17 protein-coding genes and 3 pseudogenes are annotated in these 23144 nt (G+C 40.2%); 9 read left to right on the top strand and 11 right to left on the bottom strand.

What is annotated here, in order from left to right; genetic code table 11:
• Positions 1 to 7 precede the first annotated feature (7 nt).
• The 5 genes from murQ to AC3XNE_RS06640 all read right to left on the bottom strand — a co-directional run bounded on the left by murQ (position 8) and on the right by AC3XNE_RS06640 (position 5063).
• Entirely contained in the window at positions 8 to 910 is a 903-nt protein-coding gene (murQ, locus tag AC3XNE_RS06660; protein WP_489831324.1) for an N-acetylmuramic acid 6-phosphate etherase, read from the bottom strand.
• Between the two features lie 181 nt (positions 911 to 1091).
• Positions 1092 to 1940: a MurR/RpiR family transcriptional regulator gene (locus tag AC3XNE_RS06655; protein WP_489831323.1), complete on the bottom strand. Its 849-nt coding sequence runs from the start codon at positions 1938 to 1940 to the stop codon at positions 1092 to 1094.
• A 35-nt stretch (positions 1941 to 1975) separates the two neighbouring features.
• A complete protein-coding gene (locus tag AC3XNE_RS06650) occupies positions 1976 to 2446 on the bottom strand; it encodes a hypothetical protein (RefSeq protein ID WP_489831322.1) in 471 nt (156 codons plus the stop codon).
• Positions 2447 to 2517: 71 nt separating this feature from the next.
• A complete protein-coding gene (locus AC3XNE_RS06645; protein WP_489831321.1) occupies positions 2518 to 3375 on the bottom strand; it encodes a class I SAM-dependent methyltransferase in 858 nt (285 codons plus the stop codon).
• 269 nt (positions 3376 to 3644) lie between these two features.
• Complete coding sequence (locus AC3XNE_RS06640; RefSeq protein WP_489831320.1) at positions 3645 to 5063, bottom strand: C69 family dipeptidase; 1419 nt, start codon at positions 5061 to 5063, stop codon at positions 3645 to 3647.
• A 276-nt stretch (positions 5064 to 5339) separates the two neighbouring features.
• Here AC3XNE_RS06640 and AC3XNE_RS06635 point away from each other — a divergent pair, with 276 nt between their 5' ends.
• The 4 genes and pseudogenes from AC3XNE_RS06635 (at position 5340) to AC3XNE_RS06620 (ending at position 8816) form a co-directional block, all read left to right on the top strand.
• Positions 5340 to 6773, top strand: coding sequence for a 6-phospho-beta-glucosidase (locus tag AC3XNE_RS06635; protein WP_489831319.1), 1434 nt, complete (start codon positions 5340 to 5342; stop codon positions 6771 to 6773).
• Between the two features lie 6 nt (positions 6774 to 6779).
• Positions 6780 to 8069 (top strand): PTS cellobiose transporter subunit IIC, encoded by a 1290-nt coding sequence (gene celB / locus AC3XNE_RS06630; protein ID WP_489833383.1) that lies wholly within the window; start codon positions 6780 to 6782, stop codon positions 8067 to 8069.
• A 63-nt stretch (positions 8070 to 8132) separates the two neighbouring features.
• Positions 8133 to 8415: pseudogene (locus AC3XNE_RS06625) on the top strand (PTS sugar transporter subunit IIB).
• A 42-nt stretch (positions 8416 to 8457) separates the two neighbouring features.
• Positions 8458 to 8816: pseudogene (locus tag AC3XNE_RS06620) on the top strand (PTS sugar transporter subunit IIA).
• A 101-nt stretch (positions 8817 to 8917) separates the two neighbouring features.
• Here the strand turns inward: AC3XNE_RS06620 and AC3XNE_RS06615 are convergent.
• Together AC3XNE_RS06615 and AC3XNE_RS06610 are read right to left on the bottom strand one after the other, a co-directional pair.
• Complete coding sequence (locus tag AC3XNE_RS06615; protein WP_489831318.1) at positions 8918 to 9631, bottom strand: MurR/RpiR family transcriptional regulator; 714 nt, start codon at positions 9629 to 9631, stop codon at positions 8918 to 8920.
• 223 nt (positions 9632 to 9854) lie between these two features.
• Positions 9855 to 11453: an amidase family protein gene (locus AC3XNE_RS06610; protein WP_489831317.1), complete on the bottom strand. Its 1599-nt coding sequence runs from the start codon at positions 11451 to 11453 to the stop codon at positions 9855 to 9857.
• 686 nt (positions 11454 to 12139) lie between these two features.
• On the opposite strand from AC3XNE_RS06610, the gene AC3XNE_RS06605 reads away from it, so the two are divergent.
• Entirely contained in the window at positions 12140 to 13099 is a 960-nt protein-coding gene (locus tag AC3XNE_RS06605) for an IS30 family transposase (protein ID WP_010500073.1), read from the top strand.
• On the opposite strand, the gene AC3XNE_RS06600 is transcribed toward AC3XNE_RS06605, so the two are convergent.
• Positions 13085 to 14524, bottom strand: a complete 1440-nt coding sequence (locus AC3XNE_RS06600) for an ABC-F family ATP-binding cassette domain-containing protein (RefSeq protein ID WP_489831316.1) — start codon at positions 14522 to 14524, stop codon at positions 13085 to 13087. The genes AC3XNE_RS06605 and AC3XNE_RS06600 overlap by 15 nt on opposite strands.
• 369 nt (positions 14525 to 14893) lie before the next feature.
• Positions 14894 to 15034 (bottom strand): hypothetical protein, encoded by a 141-nt coding sequence (locus tag AC3XNE_RS06595; protein WP_010497167.1) that lies wholly within the window; start codon positions 15032 to 15034, stop codon positions 14894 to 14896.
• 383 nt (positions 15035 to 15417) lie between these two features.
• Between AC3XNE_RS06595 and AC3XNE_RS06590 the strand changes: the two genes are divergently transcribed.
• Positions 15418 to 18072 (top strand): cation-translocating P-type ATPase, encoded by a 2655-nt coding sequence (locus tag AC3XNE_RS06590; protein ID WP_489831315.1) that lies wholly within the window; start codon positions 15418 to 15420, stop codon positions 18070 to 18072.
• An 80-nt stretch (positions 18073 to 18152) separates the two neighbouring features.
• On the opposite strand, the gene AC3XNE_RS06585 is transcribed toward AC3XNE_RS06590, so the two are convergent.
• Positions 18153 to 19469 carry a C1 family peptidase gene (locus tag AC3XNE_RS06585; protein WP_489831314.1) on the bottom strand — a complete coding sequence of 439 codons (1317 nt, stop codon included), beginning with the start codon at positions 19467 to 19469 and terminating at the stop codon, positions 18153 to 18155.
• 333 nt (positions 19470 to 19802) lie between these two features.
• Between AC3XNE_RS06585 and AC3XNE_RS06580 the strand changes: the two are divergent.
• Positions 19803 to 19997, top strand: a pseudogene (locus AC3XNE_RS06580) (IS982 family transposase); the annotation flags it as partial.
• A 13-nt stretch (positions 19998 to 20010) separates the two neighbouring features.
• Here AC3XNE_RS06580 and AC3XNE_RS06575 read toward each other — a convergent pair.
• Positions 20011 to 20973 (bottom strand): ribose-phosphate diphosphokinase, encoded by a 963-nt coding sequence (locus tag AC3XNE_RS06575; protein WP_489831313.1) that lies wholly within the window; start codon positions 20971 to 20973, stop codon positions 20011 to 20013.
• A 237-nt stretch (positions 20974 to 21210) separates the two neighbouring features.
• On the opposite strand from AC3XNE_RS06575, the gene AC3XNE_RS06570 reads away from it, so the two are divergent.
• Positions 21211 to 21825 carry an endonuclease III domain-containing protein gene (locus tag AC3XNE_RS06570; RefSeq protein ID WP_489831312.1) on the top strand — a complete coding sequence of 205 codons (615 nt, stop codon included), beginning with the start codon at positions 21211 to 21213 and terminating at the stop codon, positions 21823 to 21825.
• A 317-nt stretch (positions 21826 to 22142) separates the two neighbouring features.
• Complete coding sequence (locus AC3XNE_RS06565; protein ID WP_489831311.1) at positions 22143 to 23063, top strand: aldo/keto reductase; 921 nt, start codon at positions 22143 to 22145, stop codon at positions 23061 to 23063.
• Positions 23064 to 23144 lie beyond the last annotated feature (81 nt).

Genomic DNA, 23144 nt, shown 5'->3' with positions numbered 1-23144 from the left:
CCCCCTTTTATTTATCTGTGATACTTTTCTTAACAAAACCACCTGCGTCGGCCAATCTTTCTTCTGCCTGCACTTTACTCAGGCCTGTTTTTGCCATCACGATCGCCGTTTTGACATTTAACTGTGCCTCATCCAAATAATGCTCGGCCTTAGAATAGTTGATACCCGTTGCCTGCATGATGATCCTCTTAGAGCGTTCGACCAGTTTTTCATTCGTTGCTTTCACATCGACCATCAAATTATTGTAAACTTTGCCGATCCCGATCATGGATAAGGTCGACAACATGTTTAAGATCAGCTTCTGAGCTGTCCCTGATTTTAGACGTGTTGAACCAGTCAAAAATTCTGGCCCGCAATCAACTTCGATCGCCGTTTGAGCATACTTAGAGATCTCTGCTTCTGGATTACATGCTACTGAGATCGTAGCAGTACCAACACTGGCAGCATATTTTAAGCCGCCGATCACATAAGGTGTCCGACCACTAGCTGCGATACCCACGACCGCATCATTTTCTGTCAAATTCAAATCTTGTAGATCTTGTGGCCCCAAGGTCAAGGAATCTTCTGCTCCTTCGACTGCGACCGTCATTGCCTGTGCACCACCTGCGATCAATCCAACTACCATTTCTTTAGAAACACCAAAGGTCGGAACACATTCTGCGGCATCTAACACACCTAGGCGTCCACTAGTCCCAGCCCCCATGTATATTAGGCGGCCTCCTTTGTTAAAAGCCGAAATGATCTGACCAACTGCTTGAGAGATCTGCGGTAATACTTGCTCAACACTAGGAGCAACTCTTTGATCTTCTTGATTCATCAGCTTCGCAGCCGTTTCTACAGACAATTCATCCAAATTCATTGTAGCGTCATTACGACGTTCAGTCGTCAAATTGCTTAGATCAACCTGCATTTATGTACCCCTCTCCATTTTTTAATGTCTAACCAACCAAATTTTAGCATTTGAAAACGCATTATTCAAATATTATTCAGTCGTATTAAACTTAGCTGTTACAATTATGAAATAAAATTTCTTAAATATCAATCAAAAAGTAGTTCTCAGGCAAAAAAGACACCTACCGAGGTGCCGACAATTAGTTATTATTCAAATATTCGATCAACTTGCGCGAGTCTTTTAACTTAACCAAGACCTCCGCATAATAACGTGCCACGTAGCGAAATAATAAAACATCCGCTACAAAAAATTCTGTCACCAAAGAGGTCGAAGCACCTGGTCTGATAACTGACTCACCCAAGTTTTGCGATTCAAGTATATGGTCCGCCAACAAAGCTCCGACAGAGTCAACATTTGCAGTTATCAAAATCGTAGTGATCTTCTTTTCCTTAGCGAACTGCAGCAAAGAAACGGCTTCTTTAGTCGTGCCGCTAGTCGAAACGACGATCAACAGATCTTCATCACTCCCGGCAGCTAAAGCCGTTGCTGCCAAATGAACGTCACTATTGACCATGGCACTAACACCGACCCGACTCAATTTTTGATACATATCCTGCACCACAAGAGAAGACGACACGACTCCAAAAAGCTGCACTTGATGCGCTTCATGGATCGCGGTCACGACCCTCTCAATTACTTGGTCATCTAATTTTTTAGTCGTCACCTTCAGCGCATTTTCAAAGTGCAGTTGCAATTTACCACTAATATCGGCCGCACTTTCCCCAGGCTTGATCTCGGCATACTCTTCTCCCTGAGCCTCTTGCACTGCCGCAGATAACCGGAGTTTTAAGTCGGCATACCCATTAAGTTCCAAACGGCGACAAAAGCGAACGACTGTGGCTGCACTGATTTGACAACGTTTGGCCAAGCTTTGCACAGATAACTGCATTACTTTAGCTGGTTCTTCCAGGATATAATCACATAAAATGCGTTCTTTTTTGCTGACTTGATCCCTGACATTTTGGATCACGACCAAAATATTTTCCATGTACTTTTCCCTCGATGACTGTTAATTCAGCCAGTTTATTTTTCACTAGCTGTATTTGCCTGAATAGTATCCAACAACTCTTGTATTCTATCAGAAATTTTGTTACCCAATTCCCCAGGCCGTTTTTGCAACTCATCCACTGTTCCAACCTGATCGATACGTAACCCAGATGCATTGACTGATGGTGCCTTAACGATCAAATTAACAATAACGTTCACTTCATTTTCTGGTTGATCAAAGAAATTATCGACTTGACCAACATTTTCAAACGGCAAGTTGATCACGCCGCTTTCTAAACTGATAATGACCGGTTCTCCCTCTGTCTTTAACAAAAGCCTGCTTTCTACTAATTTATCGCTATCAGTGATCTGCAAAAAGCTTGTGATCATTTGATCGACCAGTTTCTCGCCTTTTTTAGCAAAATCACTTTTGGCAGCTTCCACTTGTTTGATCTCATAATTTTCATTAGTTATCTTTTCTATAAATTCTTTAACCGCGATCTGCATTATTTTATCCCACACCCTCTAAGAATTTCTAGCAAACATTATACTGACAAATTTGAAAAAAGCAAAGTTTGCTAATTTTTACGAGCTACGAGCGAGAATGTCAGTGGGATCTGCGGATGATCAGCTGGCATCGTCCACTCTTCATTTCTCGGGTCATAAGTTAGCATTGGTAAAGACTGCCAATCCGTAGTTCGGTGCTCCCCTAAATCTTCGATCGTTAAACCTGCTGCTCGCAAGACAGACACGATCTCTTGAAAATCATGAGCCCAGTTATGATTTTTAGTATGTTTAATTTTGGCATCAGTCTTTGCATTGTCATTGACTACATATGAACTATCGTCCTCATAAAAAGTCTCAGTGCCGCTGAAATAGTTTTCCTTGATCTCAAAACCTTCATTATCTAAAGCAAACAACAATGGATGATTATCGCGGATCATAAAGATCCCATTTGGAGCTAACAGGTCAGCAATCGACTGTGCCCAATCCTTTAGATCCGGCAACCAGGTGATCGTTCCCGCACTAGTAACGATGTCGTCAAACTGTCCAAATTTATCAGGCAACGCGACTGAAGCATAACGAGCATCACCTTCAACATAAGTGATGTCAGCACCGGCACTTTCTGCTAATTTTTTGGCCTGATCCAACGACCTGGTTGAAAAATCCAGTCCATACACGGATCTAGCTCCCAATCGCCACCAACTGAGTGTATCATTTCCAATGTGACACTGTAAGTGCAGCAAACGTTGCCCTGCAACTGAACCATTCGGCAAAAAGGGCTGTAAAACTTCTAAGTCACGTTTAACTGTAGGACTGATCGCATGTGGGTCAGCTGCGAACTCCTTTAGGTCACCATAGCCGCCATTTGCATGCAGTTTCGCGCGATCATCCCAGTTCTCTAAGTTTTCATGGAGTGCTTTTTTATTGTCCATTCAATTTTCTCCATCCTTTATCTGAACACTATATCTATATCTCTTTGTTTATTCTAACACGCTTTTACCCCTGGCTGTTGTGCTCGTTTCCTGCTGGACTGGTGAGATATTTCGCCGACGCTTATCCGGTCTACCGTGGTCAACCGGATAGAGATCCGTCCCTTATTTGACAATTTATTTGAAATGACGATCACTAATTTCAAATTAACTCTTCTCTCTTAACGAAAACACAAAAAAGGCCTACTGATTTACGGCAGGCCCTTAAATTATTACAAATTAGCATCCATGTTAAATGTCAACTTAGACAATTGCAGTCCTTGCTTGACAAAGCTACCGATCTCTTTCATCGTCCGGTCACGCATTTCCGCAACCATTTCGTGGTTTCTAGTAGTTAAATAATCGACTAATTCTTGCCCACTAAGTTCAGCAGCTTTCTTGTCTGTTTCTGCAACCAAACGATGTTGTTCTTCCTTAGCATCTGTTAAATAATCACGATTTTCTTGCAAGAAGTTCGCATAGTGAGATTCCGTCAACATTGACAATGTCCGGTACATCCAATATGCGTCCTTGATATTATAATCACGTGATGTCTCGCTCCATGACGGATCAGTATCGTTAGCATTACTATAAAATGGAACGTACGGCGTAAATGTTGGCACTCCAAAGCAGATCCACATTAAGGCTGCCTGTTGTTGCGGCACATCATTTCTGATCTGTAAAACGTGTGAGTTTTGTGTCCGATTCAATGAGATCGGCCGAAATCTCTTCTTATCTGCTTCAGAACCGTGTCCCATTGGGTCATATGGTGTTTCATTATAATGCGAACTTAAAACATCCTCCAAGTCTTCCACAGACAATAACCGATCTGCATGACAAATAAACGGCAAGTTACTGCTTTGCGGGTCTTGTTCGATCTCTGGGTCAAAGCACCGTTGACCATACCAAACACGAGGAGTATTGTAGTGGCGATCTTTTTCGTTGTCAGTGCCGAAGATCCTGCGGAAATTAAAACCATCTTTGGCTGGGTTCAAGTGATGTTCTTCAACAAACTCTTGGAGTCCATCCGACCACATAAAATTCTCAGGATCATCGAAATCAATATGATCTTGAGCTACTTGGTTAGCTGCGATCGCATAAGCATCGTCTGGGATACGTGTTGCTGCCCAGTGATGACCCGTTACGATTTCCATATACCAAACTTCATCTGAATCAGAAAACAAGACCCCATTTCCTTCGGGGGAACCATATTCCTTGATCAAATTGCCCAAGTATTGCACACCATCCCGAGCTGAATCAATAAATGGTGCAACCATCGTTTGCAAGGAATCTTCTGCCAAGCCCTTTTCGACCCATGGATCATAAGCTAAAGCTCGTTCATTGCCGTAGACTGATTCAGTCGATGACATTGCTACGTTTTTTTCATTGATCGAAGTCTCATTAAAGACACCCCATTTGTCAACTTCAACGTTAGGAGTAAAAGTTGTCTTATAACCTGACTCTGGAAGCGGCGCCTTAAAACCATTGATATTTGATCTCAAAGTTTCCTTACGCCCAGAAACAGCCGGCTGCATCACAAAGCGTTGTGGCGTTAACGGCAAGAATGTATCATCATTACGCGCGATCATCGTTGAGCCATCGATACTTGCTTTCTTACCGACTAAGATCGTAGTACATGCGCTTTCGTTCATTTAAATCATTCCTTTATTCAAATAGTATTCCATTCTATTTTAGCATTTTACACAAGTAAATTTTACATTCCCCAAATAATTCTCATAATTCAGCCATTTTAAACTCACTAACTGGTCCGAATTTCGGCAACCCTATCATTTTCAATTAGTTTTTATCATTGTAGTATAAGTTCATTCAGAAACATGTTTCATAAAATTTAATTTTATACTTGAATTTTAGAAACAAAAAGCTATAATGTGCTTTGTAAGCGTTATCTAAGAAAGGAGAATATACATATGGATGGCTTTAAGAAAGATTTTTTATGGGGTGGAGCGGTTGCTGCCCACCAACTTGAAGGAGGTTGGAAAGAAGGCAACAAAGGAGTTTCTGTCGCAGATGTTATGACTGCGGGCGCAAACGGTGTTCCACGAGAGATTACTGATGGAGTGTTGCCGGAAAAAAATTATCCTAACCATGAAGCGATAGATTTTTATGAACACTATAAGGAAGACATTAAATTATTTGCTGAGATGGGGTTTAATTGCTTCAGAACTTCAATTGCTTGGACAAGGATCTTTCCCAACGGGGATGAAGATAAGCCAAATGAAGAAGGACTAAAATTTTACGATGGCGTTTTTGCAGAATGTCATAAATACGGGATTGAACCAGTAGTGACTTTGTCTCATTTTGAAATGCCATGGAATTTAGTGAAAAAGTACAACGGGTTTGCTAGTCGTAAAACTATCGATTTTTTCGTTAATTTTGCAACGACCTGCTTTGAGCGTTACAAGGATTCTGTTAAATACTGGATGACTTTTAATGAAATTGATAATCAGGCCGATTTCAATAATGATTTTTCAATGGCTACTAATTCAGGTGTTCTCTTACATGATAGTCAAAACAACGAAGCTGTAATGTATCAAGCAGCGCATTATGAAGTAGTTGCTAGTGCTTTAGCTGTGAAAGCTGGCAAGAAGATCGACCCAGACTTCAAAATTGGTTCAATGATCAGCTACACCCCTACTTACCCTGCTTCTTCAGATCCTGAAGATATTTTACTAGCTCAAAAAGCCAACCAACGTCGCTTTTGGTTTTCAGACGTTCAAGCTTGGGGAGAATATCCACAAGGAGTAGAAACATATCTTCAACAAAATGGCTATCGTCCAGACATCACCGTTGAAGATCAGACAGTTTTAAAAGAAGGCACAGTCGATTATATCGGGTTTAGCTACTACAAATCCACGACTGTCAGCGCTAAAAAAGTAAGCGCAGACCGCCTCAAAGATCCGGTAGACGCAGACGTCGATAATCCAAATTTGCATGTTAGTGATTGGGGCTGGGCAATTGATCCGACCGGCTTAAGATATGGTTTAAACGAACTGACCGATCGCTATCATTTACCTTTATTTATCGTAGAAAATGGCCTTGGTGCCGTTGACAAGATAGAAAAAGACGGCAGTATTCACGATAATTACCGCATCGATTATTTACGAGCTCACCTCGAAGAGGCTAAAAAGGCAGTTGTTCAAGATGGTGTAGATTTAATGGGCTATACTCCATGGGGATGTATTGACTTAGTTTCAGCCGGTACCGGACAAATGTCCAAACGTTATGGTTTTATTTACGTTGATAAAGATGATGAAGGCAATGGGACCTTGGCTCGTTCAAAAAAAGATTCTTTTTATTGGTATCAAAGAGTTATTGGATCCAATGGTCAAGATTTAAATTAGGGGGTAATTGATTTGAGCAAACCTGGTAATTTTTTACAAGAAAAAGTGATCCCGGTATTTGGGAAAATGGCTAGCTCGCGACATTTGGTAGCCTTACGTGATGGAATGACAGCCGCAGTACCAATGATCATCATCGGTTCCATTTTTATGATCATTGCGCAATTCCCTATTAAAGGTTATCAAACATTTATGTCACATACTTTTGGGAGTAACTGGGCTACCATTATTCAATATCCGGCTAATGCTTCTTTCCATATCATGGGATTAGTTGCCGTTGCTGGTATTGCTTATAATCTGGCCAAAAGTTATAAAGTTGATCCATTTTCGGCTATGATCGTATCTGTAGGCGCCTTTATATTAACTATTCCTTTAAAGACCGACAAATCAGGTGCTCTATGGGTCCCATTAGAACAATTAGATTCTTCTGGTCTATTTATAGCTATTTTGGTCGGATTGTTTATTACCGACTTTTACGTTTGGCTTGTACACAAGAATTTAACTATCAAAATGCCGGCAACCGTACCACCTGCTGTCAGCAACTCATTTGTTTCTTTGTTCCCCGGCGCACTATCCTTATTACTAGTTTGGGTCATTCGGGTGGTCGTTGAAGCAACCCCAATGGAAAGTATCCCTAATATCATTAATTTTGTACTGCAAACCCCCTTGAGTCACCTGAATAATTCCTTGCCAGGAGCTCTAGTAACTGAACTTATTATTTGTGTCTTATGGCTTTTTGGTATCCACGGTTCGAATACAGTCAGCGGGGTAATGATGTCCATTTGGTTAGGTTCGATGGCACAAAATGCTGCTGCAGCTCAAGCAGGCAAGGCCTTGCCTAATATTGTGACCCAGCAGTTCTATGACAACTTTGTCCATATGGGAGGGTCAGGAGCTACTCTAGGTTTAGCTTTCATGATCGCATTTGCATCCAGAAGTAAAGAGTACAAAACTTTAGGTAAATTAGTAGTCGGCCCCGCAATATTTAACATTAATGAGCCAATTATTTTTGGGATGCCAATTGTTATGAATTATAAAATGGTGATCCCATTCATAGCTGCGCCTTTAACAAATGTTTTGACAACATATATGGCTATGAACTGGGGGTTGGTCGCTAAAACTATGGGTATCATGGTCCCATGGACGACTCCACCGATCATTTCTGGTTACCTAGCAACTGGACATATTTCAGGTGCAGTAATGCAGATCGTTAATATTGTTTTGGATGGATTAATTTACTTAGTATTCTTTAGAAGTATGGATCATGAAAAAGTTTTGGCAGAAAAAAATGCCGCTTAATTATTGATGAAAGAATATGAGCATGATGGAGAAAAAACAATAATGTTATGTTGAGCCACAGGTATGAGCACCAGTTTATTAGTCACAAAAAGTGCAACAAGCTGCAGATAGTCTGGGAAAGGATGCCGAAGTTTTTGCCGTTCCAGCTGCTGAAGCCGATTCACAATTAGACTCTAAAAACATCAATTGTATTTCATTAGGCCCCCAGGTTTGCTAAATGGAAGCAGACTTCAAGAAAAAAGTAGCAGATAAAAATATTCCTGTTTCTGTTATCGATATGCAGGCTTACGGTATGATGGATGGTCAAAAAGTTATCCAACAAACTTATGATCTAATGAGTGAATGATCGTTTGATACATGATGACTTTAGATGGAGGTTTATATTATAATGTCTGAACAAGATAAAAAAGAAACACAAACCGAAGAAGAACAATTACAAACCACTATGGGCTTGATCATTAACGCAGGTAACGCAAAATCATTTGCTGTCGAGGCCATTAAAGCAGCTAGATCTGGCGATCCCAATGAAGCTCACGCTAAATTAGACGAGGCACAAAAAGCCTTAGTTGAAGCGCATAATACGAGTCAGGTATGCTGACAAAAGAAGCTCAAGGTGAGCACACGCAAGTAACTTTGCTAATGGTTCATTCCCAAGATCACTTAATGACAGCAATTACTTTTGTTGATTTAGCAAAAGATTTTGTTGATGTTTATGAAGAAATTTCCGCATTAAAGAAACAACAATAATTGTTTTACTAGCAACTAATTTAAAAAGTTTAGAATGCAGTGCTCATCAGCATTGTCTTCTAAACTTTTTTCTTTATTTTCGAACTTTTTAGTAATAATTGTTACGGTCTTAATTCACGTGCTAGTCGCTCTAAGATATAAATAACCGGGATCTGGCTAGTTAAGTTAATAGTTTGTCCAATAACACGCGACTTGACCTCATACGAAAAATTGAGGTCCGACATACCAGCAACCGAGTTTTCTTTTTTATTAGTAATGCTAACTATTTTAGCACCTTTATCTTTAAAATTAGCTGTAATATCTAAAGTCTGTTCAGTCTCACCACTAACAGACAAAACAATAAAGGTTCTTTCTGAATTTGGATTTTTATTTAACTGAGCGGGATAAAAAGGATCATCAATTGAAAAAGCGTCAAAACCATTGTTAACAAATTGCCTGGTGCCATAGCTAGCAAGGTAACTAGAAGTTCCAGCTCCATAAAAAAGGAAAGTCTTTGAAAAAGCAGTTAATTTCTTAAAAGCTTGGATCTTTTGATCATACATTTCAATATTATCCAAATTTTCCAAGAAACTTTTAGCTAGTAAAGTCGTATCATCATACTCAATGGGATCGTGTATTTCCTTTTCAAGCTGATTACCTAATTCATAATAATGTTTGTACCCCATCTTCTGAATCGTCCTGACTACAGAAGCAGGCGAAACATTTAATTCTGCCGCCAATTGCCGTAAACTGTAATCCTTAACGCTTTTTTTGTTTTTCTTGATATAGTTAAATATTTTTTCCTGCTTAAGCGTCATTTTATTTTCGTCCTTCATTTCGATCCTCCTTTGTTTCAAAATTTCTACTTTTATTATACTACAGCTCCCTGTATGATTTGACTGTCTTTGTGACAACTAGCCAAATTTGATTTCCCGATTTAGTGGTTTTATTTTAGTAAACAGAAACAACGACTTACATTTTTCACAGTTTGATTGCAGAAAAGCTGAATTTACTAAAACAAAACGTTCTTCCACAGGCCCTGGAAGAACGTTAAATGGTTTATTTCTGTGTCTGCTGATCATCCAAAAAGTGTAATTGCTCTTTTTCTTGGAACAATTGCCCGATCTGCAATAATAATTGATCCTGCCCCTTAGCTGCTTCCAGCTGGATCCCAAGAGGTAACCCCTTTTTGGAAACATAAGTTGGCAAACTAAGTGCTGGTTCACCCGAAACATTGGCTAACTGAGTAAAAGGCGTTTTCGCTAATCCGTGTAGCCAAGCAGCATAAATCAGACGGATCTGTTTTTTATGGCCCAGCTTAGATATATTGTGCAACTTTTTAGTATATTTTGGCAGATAAGCCGGATCACTATTTTTAGCAGCTGTTTTAGCTGTCGTTGGCGTGAGATATAGCGGGTATTTCTTATGAAATGCGGTCATTTGTTTGTCGACCAACTTATTTTCTTTAGCGATCTGCTTTTCCATAGATCTCGGCTGTTTTTTGTCAGCCTGATACAAAGCCCAAGTCATCGGTGAAACATCCTTGTACTTCATGTTTTGCCCCGTCTTTTCTTTGATCAACTCATTAGCACTCGTTCCAGATGGCGTTGATTCTGTATAGTAAGTCATCATCAATTTCTTACCATTGACCGGCGCGTTTTTCTTCACCACAGTGTAGCCTTGAGAACGTAAAAACTTGACTGCTCGTTTGACCGCTTTGACTGCATCTTTGCTAACCTTTGTCCCTACTGGCGATTTAGTAGAATACGCTATTGGATATTTCTTGAGGCCTTTTGGCGGGTCTTTGACCAATTCTTGCTTATTATCTTCATTGGTCATCCCGGCAAAATATTTCTGAAGGTCATCAACATTCTTTGCATTGGCAAAATTCACGCTTGAAGGAACGGTATCATCGCCTACGATCACACCTTGAGTTGGCTTCAATCCAATAACACCAGTCCACGAAGCAGGGATCCTCAAGGAGCCGCCAGCATCATTTCCTGTTGTTAATGGCACGATACTTTTGGCCAAGCTTGCGACTCCACCGCCGGAAGAACCGCCAGTGTTATATTTCGGATCCCAAGGATTATGCGCGTCGCCATAAAGTTTAGATTTAGTTACATTTGTCAGGCCCAATTCAGGGTAATTAGTTTGACCAATGATCACGAATCCAAGCTTTTGCAAGCGTTTGATATAATCCGAAGTTTCAGCGGCATTTCTCCCTTTTAAAGGTAGTAACCCTCTTGTGTTGGACTCGCCTTTAAGTTCCTGGCCTAGCCCTTTGATCAAAATCGGGACCCCGTAAAACGGCTGTCCTGTATCCTTCAAAGCACCCGCTTCCTTAAGTGCTTTGTCCTCACGCAAAGTGATGACCGCATTTAAATCGTGATTTTCTTTTTTGACCAGCGCCGTTGCGTGCTTAACAAGCTCCTGGCTAGTAACCTTGCCCTCGCGGATCATTTGAGCCAACTCACTGGCAGAAGCGTCTCGATACTGTTTATCAGAAATCGGCAAATCGTTGATCTGAGCCGACGGTACTGGGTCTGCGTGCACCTCAGGTTTGATTTTCCCCATCAAAAAAACCCCACCAAAAAATGCAGCTGCCGACAAAGTAGCCAAAACTAAATGGTATGTATGTTTATTGTGTATTTGCACCATGAAAAATTTCTCCTCCTAATTATTATAAATACCAGTCCTCAGATAAATTTAGTTTACCCTGTTACATTAAATTAATGGTTATGCTCCACCCGTTGAAAATCGTAAGCGCATTCATCGATTTAGTCAACTATTTTGTAATTCGAACTCACAAAATAGTTGGTAGTCATGTTGCAAATTAGGAATTTATTGCTGTGCATTTAGGATCTCTGTCGACTCTCCTAGCTCTGTTAGCAACTGGTGGGAGCTTTCGCTAATTTCCATCCGGTCCAATGCTGATTTTTTATCTTAGTCCTGTTTCGTAACCAAAAGTTTCCGCCTATCCAACTTCGCCAACAAGTCGAATAATAGGACTAAGTGTCAAAGCTGGCTAGTGCTCACCTTTCTCCGGATCACTTCATTTTGTATACAAAAAAGCCAAATGCTCCTATCAGCAAACATTTGACTTAATCTAACAGATTTTATTTTTGGATCCTAGCAGCAGCGACGTCAAAAACCTTGTCGATCCAACTCTCATAGAAGTCGGGTTCATGCGTCACTAACAACACGTTACCTTCAAAAGACTGCAATGAGTCACGTAGAGCATGCTTCGTTTCGTCATCCCGTCGTTTGTAAAATTAAGTTAGAAATAAAAAAGCCATTTGTGGTAGACTTTTGAATATCCCTAATCAAAAGAGAGGTAACCACAAATGACTTATAAACATCTTACCACACGTGAATTAACCTTTATATATAATTTTTGGAAACAAGATATTAAAGCCTATCATGCCGCTAAAGCTCTTAAACGTTCCAGCGAAACCGTTTATCGTGTTTACCGGTTTCTAGATGCTGGTAATTCAATTAGTCAATTTCAAGAAAATCATCGAGTTAATAAAACTCATTGCGGTCGAAAAGCAATTGAATTACCAGAAGATGAAACCAAATACATTAAGCAGAAACTCGCATTAGGTTGGACCCCTGATACGATTATTGGTCGAGCTGAGATACAGATCAGTTGTAGTATGAGAACCTTATACCGACTTTTTCAAAGAGGTGTTTTCAATGTGAAATTGTTGCCAATGAAAGGTAAAAGGCATCCAAATGGTTACGTTGAACGGCGTGGTAAAGCTGGCCGACTCGGCAGAAGTATTTATCAACGCTATCAGGATTATCCTCATTTTCAACATGAATTTGGTCATTTAGAAGCAGACACCGTCCAAGGCAAAGCACATCAAGGTGCAGTTATGACCTTAGTTGAGCGTCTCTCCAAAGTTGAAATCATTTTAAACATCCAACAAAAATCGGCTGAATGCGTTAACAAACATCTTAATCAATGGTTGTCCCAACAGCCAAAACACCTTTTCAAGTCAATTACTTTTGATAATGGTAAAGAATTCACTGGTTGGAAAGAAATCGCAAATAAGCATGATATTAGTACTTATTTTGCCGAAGTTGGGGCTCCTAACCAGCGTGGCTTAAACGAAAATAATAATGGACTAATTAGACGAGATGGTCTCAACAAGAGCATGGATTTTCGCAATTTACCAAATGCTTTAGTTCAACAAGTCAGTAGCCGGCGTAATCATATTCCAAGAAAATCATTAAATTATAAAACACCAATTGAGGTATTCATGGAAAACATCACAGATAAACAGCTATGTTATTTCTAACTTAATTTGACATTTCAAGTCCAAATGATTAGTAGGTTCATCCATAATGATAAAATTACTCGGGATCAACTCTAAGGTACATAGCTTGACTTTGGTCTGTTCCCCACCACTCAGCAGTTTCATCGGTTTCATGGCATTTGACGCATTCAAACCGGCTCGTGCTAATCTTTGCCGGATCGTTTTCGGTTCTAATTTAGGAAATTCATTTTGGATCGTTTTTAGCGGTGACTGATCAGGGTCATCCCACGCCAAGTCCTGATCAAAATAAGCTATCTGAGCCGCATCCACAAATTTGGCAGAACCAGCAAAAACTGGGATCTCACCTAAAATAGACTTGATCAAAGTGGACTTACCCGCACCATTGAAACCTTGAAGGGCAACTTTTTCGCCATGCGACATAGAAAAAGTGACAGGCTCTAATAAAGGGCTCTGATAACCGACCGATAAACCCTGCACTGTTAAAACTTCCGATGACATCAAACTAACGTAAGGAAAGTTGAAGTGTGCCTGCAAGTTGTCGCTTGGCGGGGTGATCCGTTCCATCTTGTCCAAACGCTTTTGCCGAGATTTAGCCATAGTCGACCGCGTGCCGGCTTTATTTTTTCTAATATAGGCTTCATCTTTTTCGATCTGTTGACGCTGCTTTTCATAAGCTTTACGCTGAACTTCTTTTTTGACTTCCTTTTGTTTGACAGCCGAACGAAAACTGCCCGTATACTTGGTGATCTTCCCAAAGGCTACATCAATGATACAGTTGGTTATTTTTTCCAAAAATTCAAAATCATGGGAAATGACCATATAGCAGCCTGCAAATGAATTCAAATAGTCGGTCAACCACTCTATATGTGCTGTATCCAAATAATTAGTCGGCTCATCCAGCAACAAAACGTCTGGTTCTTCCAACAACAGTTTTGCCAAAATGATCTTCGAACGCTGGCCGCCAGAACACTCGCTAACTTGTTTATTTACTCCGATCGTGTCGATCCCTAAGCCAGTCATGACCTGAGCGACCTTGGTATCGATAGCATAAAAATCCGCAGCTTCCAATTTTTCTTGGATCTTGCCGGCTTCTTCTAGCAACTCGTCTTTAGGGTCCTGTGCGTATTGAGCATAACATTCAGCCTGCCTATCCGCCATTTTAAACAAATCAGCAAAAGCTGTATGCAAAAACTCTTCGATCGTTTGACCAGCGCCAGCTTTCACATACTGATCTAAATAACCAACTGTGGCTTTATTTTGCCATTTGATAGTTCCTTCGTCTGGCAATTCAGTTCCTGTCAATAATTTGATCAATGTGGACTTGCCCGCTCCATTTTGACCAATGATCCCCATGTGATCTTCTTTATTTAAACGAAATGATGCATCTTCATATAACTGTTTATCTGCAAAAGCCATTGATAGATGGTCAACTTCTAAAATACTCATTACTTAATTCTCCTATCTCCTGTGGCTTTTTCTATCCATTCAAGTTCGCTCACCGAACGTTTCCAAATGATTATCTGATCGGAAAAATATTTTTGGTCCAACTTGTTTAAAAATTCGCAACCACTACCTAGCGTAGTATGCACTAAACGACCGCAGACTGCAAAAAAACAAACCGGCTTAATTAATTAAAAGCAAAAATAAATCCACATGTGCTCAAATAATGGGCCCATGTGGAGCTATCAATTTGTTCAATTAATTGAAACTAACTCCTTAATTAAGAACGCGGCCATTCCGCTCGAGCCGGAAACACCGTGCTATGATCTCACTTAAGGTCAGCTCCACTAGGCATGAGGCCAAGCAGTGCTGAAACTATTTAGCAGCCTTTTCAGCTTCTTCTTGTTTCTTCAAGAAGTCAAGAACTGCAAGATGCTGTTTACGGCGATTCTTAACGTTGACATTGTTAACTTTACGACGGTCGTTAGCTGTACCGATATGATCATTATGTGACATTTCATGTTCCTCCCTTCAGATAACTATGCACTGAAGTATTCTACCGAAAATTGCGAATAATTTCAAGTTTTTCTGTCAAATTATCATGCACCAATGAGCTGTTTCCTAATGATAAACGGGTATTTAACTATGGATCCTTCAATTATTTGAGAGCTCCGAACAAACAATCAGCTTAATTTTTCTTGCTAAAGTGATTGATTATTTGCCTTCATCACTGACTATATTTGTTCCGTTTTGACCCCCAAAATAAATTAATTAAATCTTTAGCATTTTTCAAGGATATCATTTTCTTTTTATTCAAAGCATATGGTAGGATAACCTTAAGAACGGTAATTTGCCGTTTTAAATACATTCACTCAAAATTTCACAAGGAGGTCCAGCGATTGAATGCAAACTACTATCAAGATCCCACCCAAGATGTTTTAAAGAAACTTGATGTAACACAGGATGGCTTAACAGAAAGGCAGGCAGAAAACAGACTTCAAAAATACGGTAAAAATGAGTTGGCTGGTGAAAAAAGGACTACTATCCTTCAAAAATTTATCAATCAATTTAAAGACTTGATGATCATTATCTTATTGATCGCAACGGTCATCTCTTTACTGATCGGCGAAGCCTCTGACGCTTTGATCATCTTCTTGGTAGTTGTATTAAACGCTGCTTTTGGTGTCTTCCAAGAATCCAAAGCAGAAAACGCGATCGATGCGTTGCAAGAAATGACGACACCTTATACCAGAGTCCGCCGAGACGGTCAGATCCAACAGATCCAAAGCAACAATGTTACACTTGGCGACATTGTTTTATTAGAAGCCGGTGATGTTGTTCCTGCTGACGCCAGGATCTTAGAAGCACACAATCTAAAAATCGAAGAGTCCGCTTTGACCGGTGAATCAGTGCCAACAGAAAAAAATAGTGATGTGCTGACAGATGAAAAGCCTGGGATCGGTGATCAAGACAACATGGCTTTCATGAACACCAACGTGACGTACGGAACTGCTGAAGCCGTTGTAACGGGGACCGGAATGGACACGCAAGTTGGTCAGATCGCCGGTATGATCTCGGGAGTACAGCAAACAACCACTCCGTTACAAAAAAATATCGATAACCTCAGTAAGATCCTAAGTATCTTGATCTTGGCTATTGCAGCTATTATCTTTATCTTTGGAACTGTAACTGGTCGTGAGACTCCATTTGACATGTTGCTGACCGCGATCTCACTAGCAGTTGCAGCTATTCCAGAAGGACTGCCGGCAATCGTAACGATCACCTTGGCATTAGGAACTCAGACGATGTCCAAACAAAACGCCCTAGTCCGTAAGTTACCAGCCGTCGAAACATTAGGTACTACTGAGATCATTGCTTCCGACAAAACCGGGACTTTGACACAAAATAAAATGACGGTCGAACAAATCTTTACAGATCAAAAACTAGTAAAAGTTAGCGACTATTCTTTACCGTTGTCTTCTCGGATGGCCTCGATCATGTTGCTAGCAAATGACAGCCAACAAACTAAAGACGGTTTACTCGGTGATCCTACAGAAACTGCTTTGATACAATATTTCATCGACAAAAAAGATGACCCACAAGAAGTTGAACAGCAATACGAGCGGATCGATTCCGTACCGTTTGACTCGGACCGCAAGCTAATGAGTGCGATCGTGAAAAATGGAAATGATGAAGTTTTTTGTTTGACCAAGGGTGCTGTTGATGTCTTGTTGAAGCGCACAACAAAAATTGCTATCAACGATGAAGTTAAAGATATCACTGATCAAGACCGCCAAAAGATCGAAGAGACCAATAGTCATTTAGCACATCAAGCCTTACGTGTACTTGCATATGCATATAAGCCTGTCAACAAAGTTGCTGAACAAGCAACTTCGGAAGCTTATGAAAATGATTTGATATTTGTAGGTCTGACTGGAATGATCGATCCTGAGCGTCCAGAAGTTCAAGATGCAGTCAAGGAAGCCAAAGCAGCTGGGATCCGCCCGTTAATGATCACAGGTGACCATAAAGAGACCGCCCAGGCAATTGCAACTCGCTTAGGGATCATTGAAAAAGGTAATGGTCAAGGTGTAGTGACAGGGAGTCAATTGGACGAACTTTCGGATGAGCAGTTACGGCAAGATATTGACAAATATTCCGTCTACGCCCGTGTTTCGCCTGAACATAAAGTCCGGATCGTCAAAGCCTGGCAAAGTCATGATAAAATCGTTGCTATGACAGGTGACGGCGTCAATGACGCGCCTGCTCTCAAAACAGCAGATATCGGTGTTGGAATGGGTATCACTGGGACCGAAGTTTCTAAGGGAGCTGCCGACATCGTATTGGCAGATGATAACTTCGCCACGATCATCACGGCAGTTGAGCAAGGACGTAAAGTTTTTGCCAATATTCAAAAAGCAGTTCAATACCTGCTATCGGCCAACTTGGGGGAAGTCTTGACGCTATCGATCATGACATTTGCCAACTGGGACATTTTCTTACCAGTCCAAATTCTATGGATCAACTTAGTAACTGACACTTTCCCTGCCATTGCATTGGGAGTGGAAGAGGGAGAACCCGATGCGATGGAGCATAAGCCACGGGGACAAAGTTCGACTTTCTTATCAAATGGTGTTGGTTCAAGTATCATTTACCAGGGTATTTTGGAAAGTTTTCTAACATTAGGCGTTTACCTGCTTGCGATCTTATACCCCATACACCAAAGCTCCGAGATGGTCCACGCTGATGCTTTAACGATGTCTTTCATCACATTAGGCATGTTGCAACTGAGTCATGCATTTAACTGTAAGTCGATCCACCGCTCGATCTTCACAACAAAAACATTTGAAAATAAATTCTTCAATTGGGCGGTCTTGGGTTCTGGCATTCTCTTAGCTTGCACGATCTTCATTCCTGGTTTTAACAATATTTTCCATGTGACAATTTTAAATCTTACTCAATGGGGAATGATCTTTGGTGCAGTGATCTTAATGATCTTGATCGTTGAGATCGTCAAATTAGTTCAAAGAAAGACCGTCTACAAAAATTTATAAATCTAGAAAAAATTTTCATTAAAATTTAACGCAAAATACCGTGAAACTCAGTAAATAGTTTCACGGTATTTTTTCACTTTTTAGCTTAATGAATCCCACGGTGCCAATTCTTTGGCTGGTGCGTCTACTACTTGCAGATCATCTGCAGTAAGGTACTGGCGCTTCGCCACGATCTCATAAACATATTGATCGAACCATTCATCCGACATAACGAAATAGCCCTTTTCACCGACTTTATCGCCCCAACTGTTTTCAACCTTCCATTTGATGGGCTTTCCCTCAACTAAGTCGACACCAGTTAATGTCATCGCATGTGAACATTCTCCTTCACGTGTTGCCAAACGTTGAGCCTTATTGATCGTCAAATCGATGTTGAATAATTCAGCTTTCTGGAAATATTCTGGAGCTAAAATCCCTAGTTGTCTGTCAGAATAATGTCCTACATCGCAACCGAACCAAACTATCTTACCATCTTTTAAGGAAGCGATGGCAGCCTTTTTCATTGCTTTCACACCCACATTAGCAAGTTCCACCGGTTTACCGTTAAAAATATAATTTTGGCTCGGCAAACTGAAATTTTGTCTACTTTCATGGTCAGGAGCATCCGCCAATACGGCATATTGGTCAAAATCTACTGCAACATATTTTTGAAAAAATTGTTGCGGCGTTAGATCACGGTCGATATGATACTTTTTATCATCATCACGATATTCAAAGTCAAAACTAACAGGAGGTTGCCCAAATGCATAAACTAACATGCGGTAAACCTCTCCAATTTTTTCTTTCTTGCTAGCACGCAGCTCGTCTTCGCTTGCTCCAACTTGATAACAAGCTCGTAGATCAACAACATCATTCTTTAGCTTATAGTTCAACACGTCCGAAATTTCTTTCGTTTTATCGCTGTTATATGTTTCAGGCATCACACTCTGAGGGACCAAGCCATATTTATTGATCAATGCCGCTCCGTTGGCCCATTGACCGCCGTCACCATTTCCCCATTGCAACATCGACAAAAACTCACGATCATCATCGGGACGATCGATTAAATCAAGCGACCATTCCAGCATTTTGTTGGCTTTCTCTAATCGGTCATAAAATGAATTATAGTTTTGCGAAAACTGGAAGTCCTTGATCTGATGCTTTTTCGCAAAATCATGGCGCAACGTATTAAGTGTGGCAAATAGCCAGCAACGCCCGCTTTGTTTTTGGTTAGTTACAGAATCAGTTTCAACTTCCACCGAAAAAGTTCTGTCTAAATTTTTCAAAAAAGAATGATCAGCACTCGCTTTTAGAATACCATTTTGTTGCACAGTTCGAGCTATTACTTGACTAGCAGGAGTCTTGTCTAAATCTGCTTTAAATTCTTGCAGGTCTTTGGCAGTTAGATCTTTTGTCAAAAAAATCCCTCATTTCACATTATTTTTCACATGTTTAAATTTTAGCATCAAAACTAAATCACTTACAACCATTTTTCTAATTTAATTTTAATTTTATGAGGAACACCATATCAAACGATTTAAAAAAGCCATACCGTCCATTGTTATGGTTTATATGGCTAATTAAATCATACAACGCGCGGTGCTAGTTCGTAACATTAGAAAATTTTGTCCCAAATTTTACAAAAAAGCCCAATATGGTTAGACCTTTAAGTAATCAAACAAAAAGGAGTATAACCATATTGGACCACTTAAAGTTCAAACAAAAACGGCGTAATTTACAAGGTGATTTAGGACAATAATAGTGTTGCTTTAAAAAGATCACGCCGCACGATCGAAGCACGTTTTGCAGTTTTAGTAGATAATTACGGTATTGAACTTAATTTAACGCGGTCAGTTATCGACTTTGGGTTAAAAATTGAACTGACAGTTTTTGTTTATAATCTCGGCTTTTTCGATTTTGACAAAAATGAAATTATTACGAACTAGCACCACGCGTAAATTATATATTATCTTTTTTACTAAATAATGTATCAACTGATTGATTGTGGTAGATCAATGACAATGCTTTTGCGAAAATCGGTGCAACTGACAAGACTTTTAACTTATCGACCCGCTTTTGTTCTGGGATCTGGATCGTATCAGTGACGACAACTTCCTTATATGCAGATTCTTGTAATTCTTCAGCTGCACTGCCAGACAAGATCGCATGTGTTGCACAAGTATAAATATCGCCGGCACCCGCTGCTTTTAATGCAAGCCCTGCATCAAGAGCTTTGCTTCCAGTGTCGATCAAATCATCGATCACAATACACTTATGATCTTTAACATCGCCAATGACCATTGCTTTTTTAGGGTCGATTCGAGCGCCATCGCGTTTATCTACGATCGCGATCGGAGCCTTCAACAATTCTGCCAAATTACGAGCAGCCTTAACACCATTGTGATCAGGAGCAACTACGACTACATCATCAGCTATTCCAGAATCCTTAAAGTATTGTGCTTGCACGTAAATTGCCAATAGGTGATCGACTGGACAATTGAAAAAACCTTGCAACTGACCGGCATGCAGATCCATTGTGATCACACGATCAGCACCCGCAAGTTGGATGAAATTGGCAATTAATTTAGCCGTGATCGGTTCACGGGAGCGCGCCTTACGGTCGGCACGAGCATAGCCATAGTATGGAATGACAGCATTGATCGAGCCAGCACTAGCACGCTGCAAAGCATCCATCATGACCATCAACTCCATGAAGTTTTCGTTGACTGGAGCTGAGATCGACTGGACAATAAAAACATCGTCGCCACGCACACTGTCATCAATATTGACCTGGATTTCTCCATCGCTAAAATGTTTAACAGAAGCTTGACATAAAGTAACACCCATACGATCAGCAATTTCTTTTGCTAACTCTAGGTTTCCATTAAGCGCAAATAATTTGATCCCCGCATTTTCTTGCATTATCGATTTATCCTCCACAACTATTTTTTCAGACTGAAAATTTACAACAACCACTTAACATTGTTTTCTTAAATTTACATAGCTTTTGCAAATGACATACTTACTCGGCTTACCTATTTCATTAATTCTTCTTTCACAGTCATTATAATAAAAAAAAGACTGAATTTCTATGTTATTATTCAAAGTGTTACGATAAATTCACAATTTCACCTCAAATTTTCAAGAAAGGAAATAAATTTGTCCACTAATTTAGAACAACTTTATGCAACATTATCAAACTACCTTGGTCCACAAAATTGGTGGCCGGCAGAAAGCGTTCCGGAAATGTTATGCGGTATGATCTTAGTTCCAAATACGAACTGGGATTCTGCTGCCCGATCGCTCGAGAACTTACGCCAAGCAACTGCCTTCGATGCCACTACGATCCGTCAATTGCCAAATGAACAGCTAGAAAAACTGATCAAGCCAAGTGGTTTTTACCATGCCAAAGCAAACTATTTAAAAAATATCTTAGCTATGTATCAAGAGCACTTTCATAGTCTGAACCAACTACAAACGGCCGACTTGCGTCGTGAGCTGTTAAAAATTGCAGGAATTGGTGCGGAAACAGCAGACGTCTTATTATTATATCTTTTTGACCGTTCTGTTTTTGTAGCAGATGCTTATGCTCGAAAATTATTTGCCGCATTAATAGGCCAAAATTTTACTTATGTTCAATTAAAACAAAAAGTTGAACGCAAAATGAAGTTTTCACCTAACGACGCACAAGAATTTCATGCTTTAATCGATGAATACGGTAAGTTAAAAAATGATCCGCTTAATTTGGCAAAGAAATTCACCTTGCACCTATAAATTATTATTAGCTGTTAGAGTTAGGTCTTTAGGCCAATTGCAGAGATCAAAAACTTACAGTAAAAATTTCTCCAGTCTATAGAAACAAAATAATTTGATTTACTTTCACTTTCTTCTATACTGAAATTGAACAGTAAAGCGCAGCCGAAAACAAATTTAGGTGTAACTTTGCTCATAGTTGAGCTGCGCAAGCTAAGTCGTTCCACTTATCCAAGTTAGACACCGCATCGTGAAGGGCGCGTTGCAGTGCTTGACTCCGATAATGTTCGCGGATCGAGCGGCTTGCTATGTTCTATATTTTATAAGGAGGATTTTTGATGACTAATGAAATCAAGATCGGCAAGAGTGACGTCACAGTTTCTAATACACTAGGCTTAGGAACTAACAAGGTCGGCGGCCATAATTTATTTAACGATCTACAAGATGAAAATGGTTATGCACTAGTTAAGGAAGCCCTAAACTCAGGTATTACTTTGTTAGACACTGCTTTTGCTTATGGTAATGGCCGTTCAGAAGAGATCATTGGGGACGTCATTTCAGAGTATGACCGTTCTAAAATCGTAATCGCCACAAAGGCTGCTCACGATCCAAGCAAAAACGGAGAATTTAACAATTCGCCTGCATTTTTGAAAAAATCAGTTGATGACGCTTTAAAACGTTTGAACACAGACTATATTGATATTTTCTACATTCACTTCCCAGACGAAGGTACTCCAAAAGCTGAAGCTGTGGGTGCTTTAAATGAACTTAAAGAAGCTGGAAAGATCCGTGCTATCGGTGTTTCCAACTTCTCCCCTGCTCAAATCAAGGAAGCAAACGCCGATGGTCTCGTGGACATCGCTGAAGACAATTATAGTTTGGTCCATCGTGATGCTGAACAAACGGAATTCCCTTACTTAAAGGAAAATCAGATCTCATTTGTACCATACTTCCCACTGGCTGCAGGTTTGCTGACTGGTAAATATGGTCCTGATGATGGTAGCAAATTTAAGCAATATACTGCAGACCAATATCAGACAATAACCTCTGCTTTAGACAAAGTACGCGCTATCGCAAAGGCTCACGATGCAACGGTCGCCCAAACTATCATTGCTTGGTATTTGAAAGATCCAGACATCAGTGTTGTCATTCCTGGTGCCCGGAACGCAGACCAAGTCAAGAGCAACATTACTGCCGTAGATGTTAATTTAAGCCAAGACGAGTATGATCAGATAGACCAATTATTCAAGGGCTTCTAATCATAACGCTCATGAACTGACAGTTCGATCCGTTCCTGACCAAGACACTACACTGCGGTTAAGAGCGGTGATTTTGATACG

It is taken from the genome of Ligilactobacillus sp. JN-6 (Y).1 (assembly GCF_058111525.1).
Note: the sequence above shows the minus strand (reverse complement) of the source record. Positions and strands in the feature narration are given on the sequence as shown.